This is a genomic window from Kribbella catacumbae DSM 19601, assembly GCF_000372465.1.
Taxonomy (GTDB): domain Bacteria; phylum Actinomycetota; class Actinomycetes; order Propionibacteriales; family Kribbellaceae; genus Kribbella; species Kribbella catacumbae.
Window position 1 is genome coordinate 88,243 of the sequence record NZ_AQUZ01000030.1, and the last position, 17,954, is coordinate 106,196.

General features: G+C 67.7%; 23 protein-coding genes and 1 pseudogene. 11 read left to right on the forward strand and 13 right to left on the reverse strand.

Translation table 11 applies throughout. The features are described 5' to 3' along the window. Positions 1–267: 267 nt before the first annotated feature. Positions 268–906 carry a pyridoxamine 5'-phosphate oxidase gene (pdxH, locus tag A3ES_RS0127745; protein WP_237745072.1) on the reverse strand — a complete coding sequence of 213 codons (639 nt, stop codon included), beginning with the start codon at positions 904–906 and terminating at the stop codon, positions 268–270. 155 nt (positions 907–1,061) lie between these two features. Here pdxH and A3ES_RS48695 point away from each other — a divergent pair, with 155 nt between their 5' ends. From A3ES_RS48695 to A3ES_RS0127765, 4 genes are all read left to right on the forward strand, one after another. Then, complete coding sequence (locus A3ES_RS48695) at positions 1,062–1,568, forward strand: universal stress protein (RefSeq protein ID WP_020390108.1); 507 nt, start codon at positions 1,062–1,064, stop codon at positions 1,566–1,568. A 9-nt stretch (positions 1,569–1,577) separates the two neighbouring features. Then, positions 1,578–1,706 carry a dsRBD fold-containing protein gene (locus A3ES_RS54340; protein ID WP_020390109.1) on the forward strand — a complete coding sequence of 43 codons (129 nt, stop codon included), beginning with the start codon at positions 1,578–1,580 and terminating at the stop codon, positions 1,704–1,706. A gap of 88 nt (positions 1,707–1,794) precedes the next feature. Continuing rightward, the gene (locus A3ES_RS0127760; RefSeq protein ID WP_020390110.1) at positions 1,795–2,907 is read left to right on the forward strand and encodes a citrate synthase 2; all 1,113 of its coding nucleotides are present in this window, start codon (positions 1,795–1,797) and stop codon (positions 2,905–2,907) included. Continuing rightward, a complete protein-coding gene (locus tag A3ES_RS0127765) occupies positions 2,904–3,566 on the forward strand; it encodes a DUF2293 domain-containing protein (protein ID WP_020390111.1) in 663 nt (220 codons plus the stop codon). Before A3ES_RS0127760 ends, A3ES_RS0127765 begins: the two co-directional genes overlap by 4 nt. On the opposite strand, the gene A3ES_RS0127770 is transcribed toward A3ES_RS0127765, so the two are convergent. Next, entirely contained in the window at positions 3,517–4,326 is an 810-nt protein-coding gene (locus A3ES_RS0127770) for a helix-turn-helix domain-containing protein (protein WP_020390112.1), read from the reverse strand. The two genes, A3ES_RS0127765 and A3ES_RS0127770, sit on opposite strands and share 50 nt — an antisense overlap. A 91-nt stretch (positions 4,327–4,417) precedes the next feature. Between A3ES_RS0127770 and A3ES_RS0127780 the strand changes: the two genes are divergently transcribed. Both A3ES_RS0127780 and serC read left to right on the forward strand, forming a co-directional pair. Continuing rightward, positions 4,418–5,251 carry a phytanoyl-CoA dioxygenase family protein gene (locus A3ES_RS0127780; RefSeq protein ID WP_020390113.1) on the forward strand — a complete coding sequence of 278 codons (834 nt, stop codon included), beginning with the start codon at positions 4,418–4,420 and terminating at the stop codon, positions 5,249–5,251. 104 nt (positions 5,252–5,355) lie between these two features. Next, on the forward strand, positions 5,356–6,480 hold the full coding sequence (gene serC, locus A3ES_RS0127785; protein WP_020390114.1) for a phosphoserine transaminase: 1,125 nt from the start codon (positions 5,356–5,358) through the stop codon (positions 6,478–6,480). A 9-nt stretch (positions 6,481–6,489) separates the two neighbouring features. On the opposite strand, the gene A3ES_RS0127790 is transcribed toward serC, so the two are convergent. The 5 genes from A3ES_RS0127790 to A3ES_RS0127815 form a co-directional block, all read right to left on the reverse strand. Further along, positions 6,490–7,563 carry a hypothetical protein gene (locus tag A3ES_RS0127790; RefSeq protein WP_169501810.1) on the reverse strand — a complete coding sequence of 358 codons (1,074 nt, stop codon included), beginning with the start codon at positions 7,561–7,563 and terminating at the stop codon, positions 6,490–6,492. 32 nt (positions 7,564–7,595) lie between these two features. After that, the gene (locus tag A3ES_RS0127795; RefSeq protein ID WP_020390116.1) at positions 7,596–8,816 is read right to left on the reverse strand and encodes a class I SAM-dependent methyltransferase; all 1,221 of its coding nucleotides are present in this window, start codon (positions 8,814–8,816) and stop codon (positions 7,596–7,598) included. Between the two features lie 51 nt (positions 8,817–8,867). Next, the gene (locus tag A3ES_RS0127800; protein ID WP_020390117.1) at positions 8,868–9,233 is read right to left on the reverse strand and encodes a hypothetical protein; all 366 of its coding nucleotides are present in this window, start codon (positions 9,231–9,233) and stop codon (positions 8,868–8,870) included. 180 nt (positions 9,234–9,413) lie between these two features. Further along, the gene (locus tag A3ES_RS51610; protein WP_157630777.1) at positions 9,414–10,265 is read right to left on the reverse strand and encodes a hypothetical protein; all 852 of its coding nucleotides are present in this window, start codon (positions 10,263–10,265) and stop codon (positions 9,414–9,416) included. 40 nt (positions 10,266–10,305) lie between these two features. Then, positions 10,306–11,925 carry an acyltransferase gene (locus tag A3ES_RS0127815; RefSeq protein WP_020390120.1) on the reverse strand — a complete coding sequence of 540 codons (1,620 nt, stop codon included), beginning with the start codon at positions 11,923–11,925 and terminating at the stop codon, positions 10,306–10,308. Between the two features lie 43 nt (positions 11,926–11,968). Here A3ES_RS0127815 and A3ES_RS0127820 point away from each other — a divergent pair, with 43 nt between their 5' ends. The 5 genes and pseudogenes from A3ES_RS0127820 to A3ES_RS56305 form a co-directional block, all read left to right on the forward strand. Then, positions 11,969–12,991, forward strand: coding sequence for a LacI family DNA-binding transcriptional regulator (locus A3ES_RS0127820; RefSeq protein ID WP_020390121.1), 1,023 nt, complete (start codon positions 11,969–11,971; stop codon positions 12,989–12,991). A 63-nt stretch (positions 12,992–13,054) separates the two neighbouring features. Next, the gene (locus A3ES_RS56300) at positions 13,055–13,231 is read left to right on the forward strand and encodes a hypothetical protein (protein ID WP_020390122.1); all 177 of its coding nucleotides are present in this window, start codon (positions 13,055–13,057) and stop codon (positions 13,229–13,231) included. Then, the gene (locus A3ES_RS48705) at positions 13,231–13,773 is read left to right on the forward strand and encodes an extracellular solute-binding protein (RefSeq protein ID WP_026163262.1); all 543 of its coding nucleotides are present in this window, start codon (positions 13,231–13,233) and stop codon (positions 13,771–13,773) included. The genes A3ES_RS56300 and A3ES_RS48705 overlap by 1 nt, the downstream gene beginning before the upstream one ends. A 21-nt stretch (positions 13,774–13,794) precedes the next feature. Next, on the forward strand, positions 13,795–13,986 hold the full coding sequence (locus A3ES_RS55590; protein WP_020390123.1) for a hypothetical protein: 192 nt from the start codon (positions 13,795–13,797) through the stop codon (positions 13,984–13,986). A 171-nt stretch (positions 13,987–14,157) separates the two neighbouring features. Continuing rightward, positions 14,158–14,394 (forward strand): annotated as a pseudogene (locus A3ES_RS56305) (ABC transporter permease subunit); the annotation flags it as partial. 89 nt (positions 14,395–14,483) lie between these two features. On the opposite strand, the gene efeO reads toward A3ES_RS56305, so the two are convergent. The 6 genes from efeO to A3ES_RS0127860 form a co-directional block, all read right to left on the reverse strand. Further along, positions 14,484–15,215, reverse strand: a complete 732-nt coding sequence (gene efeO, locus A3ES_RS48715) for an iron uptake system protein EfeO (protein WP_020390125.1) — start codon at positions 15,213–15,215, stop codon at positions 14,484–14,486. 66 nt (positions 15,216–15,281) lie between these two features. Next, a complete protein-coding gene (locus tag A3ES_RS55595; RefSeq protein WP_020390126.1) occupies positions 15,282–15,488 on the reverse strand; it encodes a hypothetical protein in 207 nt (68 codons plus the stop codon). Between the two features lie 52 nt (positions 15,489–15,540). Then, positions 15,541–15,891, reverse strand: coding sequence for an FTR1 family protein (locus A3ES_RS55600; RefSeq protein WP_051084824.1), 351 nt, complete (start codon positions 15,889–15,891; stop codon positions 15,541–15,543). Continuing rightward, positions 15,824–15,985, reverse strand: coding sequence for a hypothetical protein (locus A3ES_RS57205; RefSeq protein ID WP_202806603.1), 162 nt, complete (start codon positions 15,983–15,985; stop codon positions 15,824–15,826). The genes A3ES_RS55600 and A3ES_RS57205 overlap by 68 nt, the downstream gene beginning before the upstream one ends. Before the next feature lie 94 nt (positions 15,986–16,079). Continuing rightward, on the reverse strand, positions 16,080–16,643 hold the full coding sequence (gene thpR, locus A3ES_RS0127855; protein ID WP_026163264.1) for an RNA 2',3'-cyclic phosphodiesterase: 564 nt from the start codon (positions 16,641–16,643) through the stop codon (positions 16,080–16,082). Between the two features lie 41 nt (positions 16,644–16,684). Further along, positions 16,685–17,452: a polysaccharide deacetylase family protein gene (locus tag A3ES_RS0127860; protein ID WP_020390128.1), complete on the reverse strand. Its 768-nt coding sequence runs from the start codon at positions 17,450–17,452 to the stop codon at positions 16,685–16,687. Positions 17,453–17,954 lie beyond the last annotated feature (502 nt).

Below are 17,954 nucleotides of genomic sequence, written 5' to 3' on the forward strand. Positions count from 1 at the left end.
AGTTCGCTCAGGCCGATGAACTTGAGGTCCATGTGGTTGACCGGCGGACCGTAGAGAGCGATCAGCAGCCGCGGCTCACCGACGTGTTCGCCGGTGAAGGCGACCAGCAACGGGCCGGCCTGCGCGGCGAACTCCTTGCCTTGCGCAAGCACCTCCCGGGCGTCGGCGTCGGGTCCTTCGCGGCGGCCGCGATCACCCCGTCCGCGAGCGGGCGAAGGCCGGACGGGACCCGATCGATTGCCTCAGACAACAAAAACTCCTCACGACTCAAGGCTGCAGGCGCTGGACCTGCCACGCGTCGCCGGACCGCAGGTACTGCAGGCGATCGTGGAGCCGCTCGGTGCGGCCCTGCCAGAACTCGAACGCTACCGGCTCGATCCGGTATCCGCCCCAGAAATATGGCGTCGCGATCTCGGTGCCCTCCGGCCACTGCCGTTCGTACGAGGCGTACTGCAGGTCGAGCTCCTCGCGGGACTCCACCGGCTGGCTCTGCTGGGAGGCCCAGGCACCGAGCTGTGAGCCGCGCGGACGGCTGGCGAAGTACGCGTCGACCTCCTCCGCCGGCAGCTTGCTCGCGGTGCCTTCGATCCGGACCTGGCGTTCCATCGCGTGCCACGGGAAGACCAGTGCGCAGGCCGGGTTGGCGGCGAGGTCGTCGGCCTTGCGGGACTGCTGGTTGGTGTAGAAGACGAACCCGCGCTCGTCGAGACCCTTCAGCAGCACGGTTCGCGCGGACGGCTTCCCGTCACGGTCGACGGTCGCCAGCACCATCGCGTTCGGCTCGTGCAGTCCGGCCTCGGTGACCTGCGCCAGCCACACCCCGAACTGCTTCACCGGATCGGGATCCAGCTGGCTCTCGAGCAACTCGCCCAGCCCGTACGTCTTCCGCATCTCTCCAAGATCCACAGGGCCGAGCCTACGAGGCTCACCTCTTCACGGCGCGCCAGGCCTTCCCGGAGGCAGCCGGGAAAGCCGTCCCCCGCTGGCGGGCAGGCCGGCGTCTGGACTCCCACGCTGGGCAGGCGCACGCTGGAGGAAACAGCCTTTGGGAGGTGCACCCGATGGACGCACGGGAACATGTCATCGTCTGCGGCGTGGACGGTTCCCCCGCTGGACGAAGAGCGCTCGACTGGGCACTCGACGAGGCGCGTCGCAGGAACCGCCGGCTGCGCGCGGTCGCGGTGTGGTGGTGGGACGGGCTGGAGACCGGCGTCTCGACCACCAGCCCGCAAGAAGCCCGGCAGCGCGCCGAATCGATGCTGAACCGGGTCATGGACGAGGCCCTCTCGGAGCTCGACGATCCGCCCGATACGGAACGCCTGGCCGTCGAGGGGCGGCCCAGCGAACGGCTTTGCTTCGCAGGGCTCGACGCGGAGCTGCTGGTCCTCGGTAGCCACGGTCATGGCGCCATCCACGACACGCTGGTGGGCTCGACCAGCCAGCACGTCATCCGGCACGCGACCTGCCCCGTGGTGATCCTGCCCGATCCGCGGCATGTCGAGCGCGAGCTCAAGCGGGTGCGTACCCGGCGCGACGCGACCTCGCCGGGCTCGGGACCGATGTTCTGAGGAGCTTTCATGTCCATCACGAAACGTTGGACGGTCGAGATCCAGATCACCGAGGCAGACCGGGAGACCAATGCCGAAGCCCGGCTGAACATCAGCGACGTGGAGAAACTGGAGGGTGGCGGAGTACGTCGAGCGTAAACGCCGAACCGGTCACAGATCTGTCCGTGTGGCGAGGCGGAGAACTATGCTGCCTGAGCGCCTACGTCGGACAAGGGAGTCTCCAGGGATGTCAGATCCGCAAACCGAAGTTCAGCACGGTCTAGAAGGTGTCGTCGCGTTCGACACCCAGATCGCTGAGCCGGACAAGGAAGGTTCGGCGCTTCGCTATCGCGGGGTGGACATCGAGGATCTGGTCGGCCGGGTGCCGTTCGAGAACGTCTGGGGTCTGCTCGTCGACGGCGCGTTCACCCCGGGTCTGCCGCCCGCCGAACCCTTCCCGCTCCCCGTGCACACTGGTGACGTCCGGGTCGACGTACAGTCCGCGCTGGCGATGCTCGCACCCGCCTGGGGCCTGCGTCAGCTCTACGACATCGACGACGTCCAGGCCCGCGACGATCTGGCCCGCGCGGCGGTGATGGCGCTGTCGTACGTCGCCCAGGCCGCCCGTGGCATCGGCCAGCCGATGGTGCCGCAGCGCGAGGTCGACAAGGCGAGCACCATCACCGAGCGGTTCATGATCCGCTGGCGCGGCGAGCCCGATCCCAAGCACGTCAAGGCGGTCGACGCCTACTGGACCTCCGCCGCCGAGCACGGCATGAACGCCTCCACCTTCACCGCCCGGGTGATCGCCTCCACCGGCGCCGACGTGGCCGCCGCCCTGTCGGGTGCGGTCGGCGCGATGTCCGGCCCGCTGCACGGTGGCGCACCGGCTCGCGTACTGACGATGATCGAGGGTGTCGAGAAGAGTGGCGACGCCCGCTCGTACGTGAAGGGCCTGCTGGACTCCGGCGAACGCCTGATGGGCTTCGGCCACCGCGTCTACCGGGCCGAGGACCCCCGCGCCCGCGTACTTCGGCGTACGGCGCAGGAGCTGGACGCACCGCGCTACGAGGTCGCCAAGGCGCTGGAGCAGGCCGCACTGGCCGAGCTGCGCGAACGCCGGCCGGACCGGGTGCTGGAGACCAACGTCGAGTTCTGGGCCGCGATCGTGCTCGACTTCGCCGAGGTCCCGCCGCCGATGTTCACCTCGATGTTCACCTGCGCCCGTACTGCGGGCTGGAGCGCCCACGTCCTCGAGCAGAAGCGCACCGGCCGCCTGATCCGCCCCTCAGCCATCTATTCCGGCCCTTCCACCCGCCCCGCCACCTCCATCGAAGGCTGGAACGACGCCTGGACATGAAAGCCGACGATCTGCTGGTGATCTCGCCGACGAAGGCGTTCACCTGCGCTGACTGTGGGACGACCGAGGCGGAACTGATGCGGCTCGAGGACGATGCGCCGCATTGCCTCGAATGCGTTGACCTGGACCACCTGGTTTTCCTGCCGTCCGGCAACACCGCCTTGACCCGGCGGGCCCGCAAGGCGAGCACGCTATCGGCTGTCGTGGTCCGCTGGAGCCGGGCTCGCAAACGGTACGAGCGGCAGGGCGTGCTCGTTGAGCCGCCCGCGCTGGAACTCGCCGAGGAGCAGTGCCTGGCCGACGAGGATGTCCGGGCGCGGCAGCGGGAGCGCGCTCGCGGGAAACGGGAGGTCGAGGATGTCTCCTTCCAGCAGCGGATGGCCGCTGAGATCGCCCGGCTGTTCCCCAACTGCAGCGCCGACCGTGCCGAGGAGATCGCCAAGCATGCCGGCACCCGCAGCAGTGGGCGCGTCGGCCGGTCAGCCGCCGGGCGGGCTCTGGAGGAGAGCGCCGTCACTCTCGCGGTGGTGGCGTCCATCCGCCACCTGGACACGCCGTACGACGAGTTGCTGATGGCCGGCGTGCCTCGTGCTGAGGCTCGGCAGCGGATCAGGGCGCAGGTTGACGAGGTGCTCGACCAGTGGCGCGGTCCTCACTAGGGGAGTGGCCGGTGCGTTGTTTGTACTGGCGGCTGAAGTAGGGGACGTCGGTGTAGCCGAGGGCGGCGGCTATTTGGGTGACGGACATACCCGTCTCGGCGAGGAGCTGGTGGGCGCGGTCGATGCGTGCCTGGATCACGTACTGCGCGGGTGCTATGCCGTGCTGGGCGATGAAGCGGCGGGTGAACTGCGCACGGGACAGTGCGGCTGCGGCCGCCAGCTCCTGGACACTCCAGTCGCGGCCCGGGTCCTGCCGGATGCTCTGGGCGACCTCCTCGATCGCTGTGTCGACTGCCGTCCTCCGTGGGCTATGCGCCGCCTCCCAGATCAACCCCAGTAGTTGCTCCAGGCACAGCTCGGCCTGTCTGAGGCCCAGCGGATCACCGCGTCGGAACGCCGTGTCTGAGCTGCGGGCGAGGGCACCGAGTAGCACCCGATCAGGTATCTCAGCCCAGCGCTCCCCCGGTACTACGCCCGTCGGGCTGACGGCGAAGTGCATCCCGAAGACCAGCAGGCGGCGGCGTGGATCGTGGCTTGCCGTGGGGGCGTCTCCCGGAGCGAAGACGGCGCAGATGCCGGGGCCCAGCTCACGGGTGTTGCCGTTGAGCTCCAAGCGGCCGATGCCGTCGAGGACGCACCACAGCAGGTGGTCTTGGAGCGGTGGCGACACCCAGGACCAGCTCGGCTCGCACCGCCAGAAGGTCGGTGGCGAGTGCAGCTGGAGGTCGACCGGGTTGGCGAGAACTGGGCGATGCGTCAAAAGCTCAAGTCCTTGCGTCGATTGCCCGTCGCTCCGCCACGGCTCAGGAGCGGAGAATCTGGGTATCAGCTTACTCAGCGGGGAGACATCGGTGAGCGTTTCGTTCAAGGAAGAGTTCGACACTGCGGGGTACACGCTGGTCCGTGGCCTGTTCGCCGCCGACGAGGTGGAGCAGCTCCGGGAGCACTACATGGTGTTGCGCCAGCGGGGCTCCTACCCGGGTGACGTGGTCGGTGTCCAGGCCGGCAGCCGGGATCCGTTGCGGCGGTATCCGCGGATGGCGCAGATGCACCGGTGGGACGAGCTGACGCTGCAGTGGCTGGTCGACAACCGCCTCGACGAGGTGATGACGGGGCTGCTCGGGCGGTCGCCGTACGCAGTACAGACGATGATCTACTTCAAGCCGCCCGGGTCTCGTGGGCAGGCGCTGCACCAGGACAACTTCTATCTGAAGGCCGAGCCGGGGACCTGCGTGGCGGCGTGGATGGCGCTCGACAAGGTCGACGTGGAGAACGGCTGTCTAGAGGTCGTGCCTGGTAGTCACCGCTGGCCGATCCTGTGCACGGAGAAGGCAGACACCAAGGTGAGCTTCACGGACGTCACCGTGCCACTGCCGGAGCCGGACGCCGCAGTACCGGTCGAAATGGAGCCGGGCGACGTGCTGTTCTTCCATGGCGCACTGGTGCATGGCAGCGCGCCCAACGTCAGCTCTGACCGGTTCCGGCGGGCACTGATCGGCCACTACATCGAGGGGGCGGCCGAGCAGGTCGCGGAGTACTACCACCCGGCGCTGCGGATGGACGGCACTCCCCTGGAGCTCGGGGTGGCCGAGGGCGGCGGTGCTTGTGGCGAGTGGGTCAGCACGGCGGACGGGCCGGTCGCAGTACTGACTGGGCACGAGACGATCAGCCGCAAGCACGAGTAGCGCCGCTGAGACCCGCGGTGGGCGCCGCGGGTCGATATGGAAGACTGGAGCTGCTGACAGCGTCGTCGGCAAGGATTTCCGCCAGACGACGAAGGGAACCGCTGGTGACCAGCGACATTGTGATCCCCGCAGAGCTCAAGCCCGCCGATGGCCGGTTCGGTGCCGGTCCGTCGAAGGTGCGCCCGGAGGCCGTCGCGGCCCTGGCCACCGAAGGCGTCAAGCTGCTCGGCACCTCGCACCGCCAGGCCCCGGTGAGGAACCTGGTGGCTCGCGTCCAGCAGGGCGTCTCCGACCTCTTCCAGCTTCCCGACGGCTACCAGGTCGTGCTCGGTAACGGCGGCTCGACCGCGTTCTGGGACATCGCCACCTTCGGCCTGATCCGGGAGAAGAGCCAGCACCTGAGCTTCGGTGAGTTCTCGTCGAAGTTCGCCAAGGCCGCCCAGCTGGCACCGCACCTCGGCGAGCCGACCGTGATCAAGGCCGACCCGGGCACCCGCCCGGCCGCGGTCGCCGAGGTCGGCGTGGACCTGTACGCGTGGCCGCACAACGAGACCTCGACCGGTGTGATGGCGCCGATCAAGCGGGTCGAGGGCGCCGATGAGGGTGCGCTGGTCGCGATCGACGCCACCTCCGGCGCCGGTGGCCTGCCGGTCGACCTCAACGAGGTCGATGTCTACTACTTCGCGCCGCAGAAGTGCTTCGCCTCGGACGGCGGCCTGTGGATCGCGCTGCTGTCCCCGGCCGCGCTGGCCCGGGTCGAGGAGATCACCGCCTCCGGCCGGTGGATCCCCGCCTTCCTGGATCTGGCCACGGCGATCGACAACTCCAGCAAGAACCAGACGTACAACACGCCGTCGCTGGCGACGCTGTTCCTGATGGCCGAGCAGACCGACTGGATCAACAGCCAGGGCGGCCTGGACTGGAGCGTCGGGCGCACGACCGACTCCAGCAACCGGCTCTACACCTGGGCCGAGAAGTCCGACTACGCGACGCCGTACGTCGAGGACGCGGACGCCCGGTCGCTGGTGATCGGCACCATCGACCTGGACGACTCGATCGACGCGGCGGCGGTCGCCAAGGTGCTGCGCGCCAACGGCATCGTCGACACCGAGCCGTACCGCAAGCTGGGCCGCAACCAGCTCCGGGTCGCGATGTTCCCGGCGGTCGACCCCGACGACGTCGAGAAGCTCACCCAGGCGATCGACTACACGGTCGAGAAGCTGCGCTGAGGCCTGCTGTCAGACGTTGGAGCGGCGGCGGCCGTGGGGGTTGGGCGGGGGCTGGCCGGTCAGGCGGGCGTTCTCGGCCATTCGGTCGAGGCGTTCGCGGCGGCCGGCCGGGAACGTGACGAAGGTGATGATGAGCGCCAGCAAGGCGGCGCCAACGATGATCCAGCGCAGGCTGTGGTTCTTCTTCGGCTCGGTCGAACTACCGGTCGCGGCCGGCTTCGGCGTCGCCGCCGGCGTCGAGGCCTTCGGCGGCTTCGCGACCGCCTTCTTGCCCGGCGGCGCCATCTGGTAGACGGGCGAGTTCTTGCCCTCGCTGCCGACCAGGATGTCGGTACCCGCCGGCCCCACCGCGACCGATTCGCCCTGCGCGACCGGAGTACCGGTCCGGGCCACCAGCGTCGGGGTCTCGCCCCACGTCACGGTGGCGACGTCGATGTAGGTCCGCAGTACGACGGTCTTGCCGTCCGGCATGAAGGTCCCGTCCGTCACGCCGTACGGCGAGGACGGGGCGTCAGCGAGCTTGGTCAGCTTGTTGGTGCCCTCCCGGGACGCGGACTCGGGCGCCGCGTAGAAGGCGCCCGGCTTCGACTTCACCTTCGTGACGAAGTACAGCCGGTTGGTCTGCGGCTCGATCAGCAGCGTCTCGGCGTCGTGGGCACCGTCGGGATACTCGAAGTCGTACCGGTGGAACTTGACGTTCTCCTCGTCCTCGAGCTGGGCCGGCTCGGGGATGGTGTAGACCTCGATCATGTCGCGGTTGCGGGTGTTGTCGCCGATGTCGGCGATGTAGATGGTCCCTTCGGAGTCCACCCCGATCGCCTCGACGTCCTTGACCGGCGCCTTGAACTTGAGCTGGACCCGCACCTTGCCGGTGGCGTCGACACCGAACACCCGGGCCGTGTCACCGGAGTCGTTCACCGTCCACCAGATGCCGTCGTACTTCCTGCTCTTGGCCAGCCCCGAGGACTCGTCCACGCGCGGGTCATCGATCGAGAACAGCTTCTTCGGCGCTCCCGGCGTCGGATCCGCTGCCGTGGCCGGACCGGCCGGGACCGCGGCTCCGGCCAGGCTCAGTAGGGTCACGGCAGTCAGGGTCAGGGCATTGCGCAACAAGCTCAAAGCACCGCCTCGCGGTCGGGGGCAAGAACCAGCGTCGCCAGGCGTGGCTCAACCTGCCACTCCCTGGTCATCGCCTCGTACTCCGACCGCACCTCCGGGCCGGCCGTCGCCCCCGTCCGGGCAGCACGGAGCAGCAGATTGCGCGGCGTGTGCTCACTGTCCACGAACTGCACCACCTCTACCCGGTATCCGACCTGTCGCAGCACCGCCGCCCTGAGTGAATCCGTCAGAACGTCGGCGAACCGCTCACGAACGATGCCATATCTTGTGAGAAGTGCATAAGGCGCCGGTGGTTCGACGCTCTTGAGTTGTTTTTGGATGTCGTGATGGCAGCAAGGTGCCGCGAGGATCAGCGGCGCCTCCCAGCCGACCGCCCGGGCCAGCGCGTCGTCGGTCGCCGTGTCGCAGGCGTGCAGCGCGAGTACGACGTCCGGCTGGGTGTCGAGCTGCGCGTCGGCGATGGTCGCGTCGACGAACCGCAGGTGGTCCTGCCAGCCCAGCGACGCCACCCGCTTGGTGTTGCGCTCGCGGGCCTGCGGGTTGTGGTCGATACCGGTCATCCGCACGTCATGCCCGGCCGCGCTCAGCAGGTGATACGCGGCCAGCGTGAGATAGGCATTCCCACACCCGAGGTCGACCACCTGCAGCGGCCGCCCGGACTTGATCCGCCCCGCCGCCAGTGCCTCTTCCAGAGCCGGCTCCAGTAGCTTGCAGAACTCCTCGATCTGCTTGTACTTCGACTGCCGCGACGGCTTGACCCGGCCCTGGTGGTCGCTGATCCCGAGCTCGACCAGGAACGGCGCGGCCGGATCGAGCACCCGCTGCTTCACCCGGTCGTGCGCAGTCTCCTGCTCGCGGCTGTCCGCTTGGCGGTGCAGCAGCGACTTGCCCTTCTTGGTGTACCGCATCCGCAAGGTCTCGGTCGTCGTCTCCACATGCCAATTCCCGTACGGCACGTGGAGCAACTCGTCGACCACCGGCCCGGCGTCCGCAGCCGCCACGTTGCGGGTGTGAGCCTGCCGCTCGTCGAACTCGCTCACCTGCAGATGCCGGACGCCTTTCAGATCGACATACCGCAGCTCGACCCGCTGATACTCCGGCGCCTCCGCCCCGCGCCGCCGCCCAGACCCGACCGCCCGCACCAGCCCATCAGCCTCCAGCAGCACAGCCCGAACCACAGCCCGCGCCTGCTCATCAGCTTCCTGCTCACCCTGCATCGCGCCATTGTCCCCGACCCCCGCACGAGATCACAAAACGGTCTCGCCGGGCTATCTGAGTTTTTCTTCTTCGGTGAGGAGGTTGAGGGCTCGGAGGCGGGTTTCGATGCCGCCTGGCTGGCGGCCGAGGGCTTGGACCAGTTCGTCTCGGCCGGCGCCTTTGTGGAAGAGGTCGGTGAGGGTCTCCTCCTGTTCGGTGGTCCAGCTGCGGTAGGCGTTGGGGTAGGTCTTGCGGGCTTCTTCGATCCGGCGGCCGAACGAGCGGGCGGCGGGGAGTTCGAGCGCGCGGATGCGGACCTGGCGGTGACGGCCGACCTCTTCGCCGTCGCGCCAGAACACGATGACGCCTTCGTCGAACGTCATCAGGTCGGACGGGACGTCGCAGTAGTCGGCGTCCTCGAGCATCACCCGGACCATGGTCAATCTCCTTAGTGTCGGCGGGCCGCCCGGCCACTGCAGCCGCGTCCGTGCCCTCACCAGAGAAGATGCCGTGAACCACCGCCAATCAGCCGACCGATTTCGCAGCCTGTGGAAAACCCTGCCGCTGCAACCGCTCGGCTTCAGCGCCGAGCAGGCCCAGCAGCACCAGGTCGAGCGTCATCCCGCCGACAGCCGCAATCCACCTCGCACCGTGAACGTTGCCGACAACAGACTCCCGGCAGCCACCCCCAGTACCGGCAGATCCGTCAGCAGCCGCCCCTCATCCAACCGGATCCCAGCCGCGATCGCAGGCGCACCAAGTGCCTGCACCGCCAGTACTCCGACCGCCACGGCCGGAGCGAGCGGATGCGTCGCCAACCGATCGAATCCCCGCCGCATCGCCCGCCACGCGGCATCCACCGGCGCGATGAGCTCCACCTCATCCGATGGGCAGGCGGCGAGCAGCGCACGAGCCTCCGGCCGCCCGACGACATCCTGACCCACCGCCCGGAGCTGCTCGGACGCCTGAGCCCGCCGGCGCCGGGACATCCCACCGGCGACCCCCTCGACCGCGTGGTCGACCACGTTGGCCAACTGCTCCCGCTCGTCCATCGGCCGCCGGTTGTTGACGAACCGGGAGCCGAGCACGATCAGCACGAACACGACGTACACGATCGCCGCGGTCGGTTGGTAGAAGTAGTTGTTGTCCGAGGTGACGAACTTGCCGACCTCGTCGATGAACAGCCCGAAGCCGACGCCGCCCACCAGCGCCGCGGCCGGCCGCACCACCGGGCCGACGTACGAGAGCAGCAGGTAGATCGCCAGCAGCATCAGCAGGCCGCCGGGCAGGACATGGGCGATGTGCAGGCCCTTGCCGCCGATCTGCGGATAGCCGCTGAGCCCGAGGATCAGCCGGGTGATCAGGACGGTCGAGACGCCCGACACCACGAAGGTGGTCAGGTGCTCCCCGGTCCGGACGTTGCGGACCAGCCCGGCGCGCATCAAGTACGGCGACCGGGGGCTGTTCATCGAACCAGCGCCGCGATCACCACGATCGCGACTAGCGCCGCTAGTACGAGCGAGGTGACGAGCCGTCGGGTCCGGGGGTCCACCGGCCCAGGTTAATGGACGCTACTGCGATCAGTGGCTCCGGGCGGTGGACGCCGCGGGGGTGGTAGCCGAGGACGTCGGAGAAGCCGAGGTAGTCGGTCAGTAGCCAGATGATCGCCAGCCACATCTCAGTTCCTTGCAGGCCGGGGATCGCGCGGTCGTCGGTGCCGTCGGGCGCGAACGCGAAGCCGGCGCCGTCGACCCAGCGGTCGAGGATGGCGTCGAGCATCCGCTCTGCCCAGCGACGGCCCTCGACGCGACCGAAGCCGGTTTGCTTTCCGGCCAGCCAGAGCGGGTGGATGACGTCGAGAACGTTACAGGCGTTGAAGCCGTCGCCGGTGAAGACGCGATGATCCTGGGAGTGGGACAGCAGCGTACGGATCGCGGCTTCTGGGTAAGGCAGCGGGAGCCCGTACTGCGCGTAGGTGCCGCGCGTCAGGCGGTAGAACCCGTTGACGACTTGGAGCCAGCCGTCGTCGGGGTGCGGCGTACCCCACATGCCGGTCTCCGGATCGGCGCGGGCGGTCAGCCATCCCATCAGCGGGAAGAGCTGGCTGGAATCGCCGTGATCCTTGAGGTTTCGGGCGATCGCGGTACCGACGGAGTCGATCCCCGCACCCGCACTCCAGGCATTTCTTGCCCACGGCAACTTGTCGAACTGCTCCGTGCTCAGGTCGAGAGGAATTGGATGCTCGAAGCCACTACCCAGCAACTGAAGCGCATAGCCGGCGCAGAGCACGTGATAGCTCGCCGGCCCTTCGAGAACAGCCAACTCGGCCCCGCGCAACCGGCGTACCAGGTCAGCCGTCGAGTGCCCCGCCGGAGCACGCCGAAGAAGCAGATCGGACAATTCGATCGCATCACACCACGGCCGGATCGCAGGCTCACCCCCAGGCCGATCCAGAAACTGCTCTCCGTCAAAGCACCTGCTCAGGAGCTCATCCGCCTGCTCCCGGGCGCGCCCCGCAAGTGCGGCAGCCCGACCAGCCAGGTCCGACTTCGACGACGCCTCCCGGCGGTCGCGGAGTTTGCGGGCTGGGTTTCCTGCTACGACGGACCATTCGTCGACGTTCTTGGTGACGACCGCGCCCGCACCGACAATGCTGTGAGAGCCGATCGTGACGCCGTCCAGGATCAGGACGTTGGAGCCGATCCAGACGTCGTCGCCGACCGTGATACCCCGGGAGGTGTGGGGTTGGCGGAAGATCGGCTGGTCCGGGGCGGTGCCGTGGTTGAAGGCGAGCAGTGAGGCGTGCGCGCCGATCCGGACTCCGTCACCAAGCGTGATCTTGCCGCGCACCACAGTGAACGGGTTGATCGTCGAGTCCGCGCCGATGCTTACCTCGCCGGTCACGTAGGCGTGCGCCGCGATATACGACCGCTCCCCCATCCGCAGTTCACCACAGAACACCGCCGCGCTCTCCGCGATGTACGCATCCGCCGCGAGCGACGTCGTACCGGTCAACGAGCGCTGGCGCTCCGCCTGCCGTTCGCGCTCTTCTGCCGACGCACCCCCGGCGTACTCCCAAGGCAGGAAGTCGAGACGGCGGACGGTGGCCGGCGATCCTGAGGAGGTCATGGGATAACGCTATCCACCACTGACCGCTGCTAACGTTCGGCCCATGCGGGGACAGCGTGTCACGATCAGCGACCTGGCTCGCCGGTTGGACATCTCCAAGGCGTCGGTCTCCTACGCACTGAACGGCCGGTCGGGCGTCAGCGAGGAGACGCGGCAACGCGTGCTCAGCCTGGCCGCCGAACTCGGGTTCCACCCGAACTCCGCCGCCGTCGCGCTGTCCGCGAGCCGGACCCGGACGATCGGCATCGTGATCGCCCGCGACCCGGAGCTGATCTCGACCGAGGCGTTCTACATGCGCACCCTGGTCGGCATCGAGCAGTACCTGAACGAGGTCGACTCGTCGCTACTGCTCCGGCTCACCGGCGAGCAAGGCCAAGACCTCGACGTACTGCGTCGCTGGAGCCAGCAGGGCCGGGTGGACGGGTTCATCCTGTTCGACGAGCACAACGACGACCCCCGGATCCCGCTGCTCAAGGAACTCGGCGTCCCCTGCGTGGTGGTCAGCTCCAACGCGCCGGACGACGGCGTCGGGCGGCTGATCAGTTCGCCGGAACAGACCGTCACGCTGCTGCTCGACCACCTGGCCGAGCTGGGACACGAGAACATCGTTCACGTCAGCGGGCCGTTCACCTTCGTGCACGAGCAACTGCGGGTCCGGCTGCTGCGGGAGCAGGCCGAGCAGCGCGGCATCCGGGTGACCCACTTCGAGGGCAGCTACCGGTACGAGGACGGCGCGGCGATGACCAGGAAGGCACTCGCGAGCAAGAACCGGCCGACCGCACTCGTACTGGGCAACGACCTGATGGCCGTCGCTGCCTTGCGGGTAGCCGTGGAGCTCGGCACCGGAGTACCGGATGAGCTGTCGATCCTTGCCTGGGACGACTCACCACTGTGCGAACTGGCACTGCCCGGGATCACCGCGATCGACCAGCAGACGATGGAACGCGGCCGGATGGCGGCTGATCTGCTCTTCCGGATCGCGGCGGGCGAGTCTGGGCTGCACTGGGAGACGCCGGCCGGAGTACTGCGCGCGCGGGACTCGACGGCGCAGGTCACGGTGAAGTAACGAAGCTGACCCCCGGTCCTGGAGAAGTTCACCAAGGACACCGGCATCAAGGTCAACCTCGAGGTGATCGGCTGGAACGACCTGCAGACCCGGATCCCGACCTCGGTCCCGCTCTGGGGAATGGCGCTGGCGGCCGGCAGCTACACCGAGAACGTGCACTTCGCGTTCATCAACGGCGCGCAGAACAAGGCGGACTGGTTCGACAAGGACGGCAGGGTGTCCTGCGGTACCTCGACCTGATGCAGGACAAGGTCGCCAACCCGTCGAACGCGCAGTACGACAACGGCACCAAGTCGGTGAACGACTTCGCGACCAAGAAGGTCGCGATGGTGATCAACCAGAACAACGCCGACTCCTCGATCGTCGCCAACGGGATGAAGGCCGGCGAGTACGGCGTCGTACCGTTCCCGGCTCCGGCCGGCGGCGAGCAGGTGGCCAGCCACGTGGCCGGTATCAACCTGTCGATCTTCAAGAACACCAAGAACAAGGACGCTGCGCTGAAGTTCGTCAAGTACATGACGGATGCGACCACCCAGACCACGCTGGGCAAGCCGTTCGCCTCGCTGCCGGTACTCAAGGATGCCAAGCCGGTCTTCACCACGGACGCGGCCGAGGCAGCGATCTTCCATCTACAACACCAAGTCCAAGCCGCTGCCGCTGGTACCGGCCGAGGACCAGTTCGAGAGCACCGTCGGCAAGGCGATGAACGCCATGTTCGCCAAGATCGCGACCGGTGGCACGGTCAGCGCCGAGGAAGTGAAGGCGGCGCTCAAGACGGCTGAGGATCAAGTGGCGGCCAGCAGTTGACCCGCACCACAACGGAGCACCGCCCGGGGCTGAGCCGCAAGCTTCCGTACTTGCTGCTCGCCCCGGCCGTGCTGCTGGAACTGCTGATCCACATCGTCCCGATGCTGGTCGGGATCTGGATGAGCTTCGTCAAGCTGACCAAGTTCTTCATCGCGAACTGGTCGGCGCCGTGGGCGAAGGCCTGTTGAAGTCCTTCGGCATCACGATCGCCTTCTCGCACGCTGGCGATCTCCTGGTGTCTCGGGATGGCCGCCGCCGTCGCCCTGCAACCACCGTTCCGGGGGCGCAGCGTAGTACGGACGTTGTTCCTGGTGCCGTACGCACTGCCCGCGTACGCCGGCATCCTGACCTGGAACTTCATGCTCCAGCGCGACACCGGAGCGGTGAACCACGTGCTGGTCGACAACCTCGGGCTCAGGCAGAGCATCCCCCGCGATGTCTACGAGGCGGCGTCGGTCGACGGCGCCGGATCGATCCGGCAGTGGCGCAACATCACCCTGCCGTCGCTGCGGCCGGTCAACCTGGTGCTCGTGCTGGTGTTGTTCCTGTGGACGTTCAGCGACTTCAACACGCCGTACGTGCTGTTCGGGACCGGGCAGCCGCCCGCGGGTGCAGCCGGCAGGACGACCCGGGCCAGCGCTGGCCGCCCCCAGCAGACCGCGACGGGAGATTCCTCGCTGGTCGGTCATTTCTTCGCAATCACTCCGGCGACCTTGCTGACCGGCTCGGCCAGCGCGTCCACGACCCGGCCGAGTTCCTTGCGCTCGGCATCGGTCGGCAGGTACGGCTTGAAGCCGTCACCGGAACGGAACTTGTCCAGCGACGCGTAGACGGTCTTGAAGTTCGTGTCCAGCGTGGTGACCAGGGCGGCGTCCCGCTTCTGCAGGGCCGGCCGGAGCGCCTGGATCGCAGCCTGGGATCCCTGCACGTTGGCCTGGAAGTCCCACAGGTCGGTGTGCGAGTAGCGGTCCTCCTCACCGGTGATCTTGCCGGTGGCGACCTCGTCGAGCAGCTCCTTGGCGCCGTTGGCCAGCTGCAGCGGGTTGAGCTTCACAACCTTGGCCTTGGCGACAACGGTCTTCACGTCGACCAGCAGCTGGTCGGCGTACTCCGCCATCCCCGCGGTAGTGTTCTTCTCCCACAGGGCCTGCTCGATCCGGTGGTACCCGGTCCACTCGGTGCCAGGCTCGACATCGTTGATCCGGGCGTCGATCTTCGGGTCCAGGTCGCCGAACGACTCCGCGACCGGCTCGATCCGCTCCCAGTAGGTCCGGGAGACCGGGAAGAGCTCCTTGGCCTTGGCGACGTCGTCGGCCTTCACCGCGGTGACGAACTCGGTCGCCTTCTGCTCCAGAGCGACTGCTTGCGAGTTCACGTAGCGCTGGTAGCTCTCGGTCGCCTCCTTCAGCAGGGCCACGGATGCCGTCGCCGATCATGCCGGGCTTGCGGACCGCCTGGTACCTGCCGGTCGGCAGCTCCACGATCAGGTCACGCCGGTGCCGTCATCGGAGGCAGCCGACTTGTCATCAGCACAACCGGTCAGACCGGCCAGCAGCAGTACCGCGCCGACGGCGGTGGCCCGGCGGGCCGCGATGGTGGGTTCGTTGTCTCCTGGACGGGGTTGAGGGGTCACGCCGGTTCCGCTCGGGAGCGGCCGGAAGTACAGCACGAGTACCGGCACGAGATACACCAGCCAGGCGATCGACTCACGGTCGGGGCCGGGTTGAAGTTGAAGATCCCCTTCAGCAGTACGCCGTACCAGCTGTCCGGCGGGTGTGCAGGCCGGGCAGGAGGTTGGCTTCCTGCAGGTCGTGGAAGCCGTAGGCGAAGATGCCGGCCGCGACCAGGACCAGCAATGCTCCGGTCCACTTGAAGAAGACACCGAGATTGATCTTCACCGCACCGCGGTAGATGGCGAAGCCCAGCAGGACCGCGGAGCCCAGGCCGAGCAGTACGCCGACGAACGGTGTCGCCGTGGTCGCGGTCGCCGCCGACGCGTAGACGATGAAGGCCGTCTCGATGCCCTCACGGAAGACCGCCAGGAACGCCAGCAGCACCACCGCACGGGAGCCGATCTCGAGCGCCTGGCCCATCCGGCGCGACCGCGGCGCCCACACCGATCCAGACCAGTTTGAGCCGATCGCGATGTCCCGACTTCACCAGGAAAGTGGCGAGAATGCTGACCACCAACGACGCTTCGAGGCCTTCACGAAGACCGATTCAGGTAGTTGGCGAGCATGGCGGGAACTCCAGATATTAGGTACGGCTAACCTTCCGAAGGTTAACCTAAGAAGTCCCATTCGCCCACTGTGTCGTACGCCGCTCCGCGGCTCGGCCCCTCGCCGAGACGCGATGAGATCAGCTGGACACTTTCCGCGGTCCAGGCCGGGCCCTGATAGGTGTCGAAGATCCGCACCCAGCGGACCACGTCCATCGGCCGGCGAAGTCTGGCCAGCGTCAGGTGCGGGGTGAACTTGCGCCCGTCGACGGTCACTCCCGCCTTGTTCGCCGCCGACCGGCTCACCATCGCCAGATGCGGCAACGCGTCCGACTCGTCCCGGACACCGGTCCACAGCACCCGCGCATCGGCCACCCCCGGGAAGGCTCCCGCCCTGCCCAGACTCAGATCGAACGGCTTCTGCCGCTTCGCCGCCACTTCGAGCCGCTCGGCCAGCTCATCGGTCTTGTACTCCGGTACTTCGCCCAGAAACGCCAACGTGATGTGCCAGGTCTCGTCCGCCGACCAGCGGATGTCCTCGTCGGGATACTCCCGCCGCGGGTCCGCGAACTCAGCCAGATGCTCGACAACCTCCACCGGCGGCACCACCGCCACAAAAAGTCGCATCCTTCGAGATTAGAGGTCACTGTCCACCGAATTGGAATCGATCAGCAGTCCATAGCCGGGAAGGTGTAGCCCCGAGCCGTCAAGGTCTCCAGCGCCTGGTCGAGGGCAGCGACGGTCTGACCGCGGTCGCCGCCGGCATCGTGCATCAGGATCACGGCGCCGCTGTGGGCCTGGGTGAGGATGCGGTTCACGATCGCCTGCTTGCCCGGGCGTTGCCAGTCGAGGGTGTCGATGTCCCACAGCACCGGGACCATGCCGGCTGCCTTGATGTCGGCGCGCACCTTGTCGTTCGCCGCGCCGTACGGCGGCCGGAAGCAACTCGACCGCGGGCCGTCGAAGATCTCGTGGTGGCGCTTGGCCGCCGAGAGCTTGGTCAACTGCGCGTGCGAGATCGAGTGGTTGCCAATTGTGTTGCCTGCAGCAAGGACTTGGTCGCGGATCCCGGGGTGTGCCGCCTGCATGCTGCCCAGCTGGAAGAAAGTCGCGTGGGCGTCGTACTTCGCCAGTACGGCCAGGACCTGCGGTGTCCAGACCGGGTCAGGGCCGTCGTCGAAGGTGAGGAACAGCTGCTTCTTGCCACTGGCAACCGTCGTCGGATAGCTGCTGGGCGTAGTACTGGTTGAGCTCTGAGGAGCCGGCGCCGTGGCCGGTGCTGGCGTCGGCGTCGGCGTCGGCGACACAACACTGCTCGGCGCGCTGGCGGATGCGTGGTCCGCCTCTGCCAACCCGAAGGCTGCCACCCCGGCGACGACGAAGGCCGCTGAGATACCGATGCCGGTATTGATGACGGCACCGAGCTTGCCGGACATGACACTCCCCCATGGATCAGACGGACGTTCTCCTGCGGAGCCCCTCTTCCAGGAGCTTCAGGAGATGAGACGCCACAACTCCCGATCTAGTTGGGAAAACGCGTCAACCTCCTCACCCTGATGGGTTGTCGTCGGCGATGGGGTGAGTGCCGGTGTGGTCGACGCGGAACTTGAAGCCGTGGCGGGTGGTCCATTCCGTGGCGGTGCCGTCGACTGGCCGGGACTTCCAGCCGGCGAAGGTCTTGACGCGGTGACTGCGGCGGCGGAGAGGTCTGAGGTTGGCGGTGCTGGTCTGGCCCTTCGGTCCGGCCGGATCGAACGGCACGACGTGGTCGATNTCGGTGCGGTTGGTGGTTTCGCCGGGGCCGTAGGGGAACTGTTCGACGGGGTAGGTGAGCTTGATGCGTTCCCGGAGTCGGGCGGGAATTTCGTAGGAGTTCTCGTTGATCTGATCGTGCAGGTCGATGACGGGCTGGACGATGATGCGGTCGTGCCCGACGAG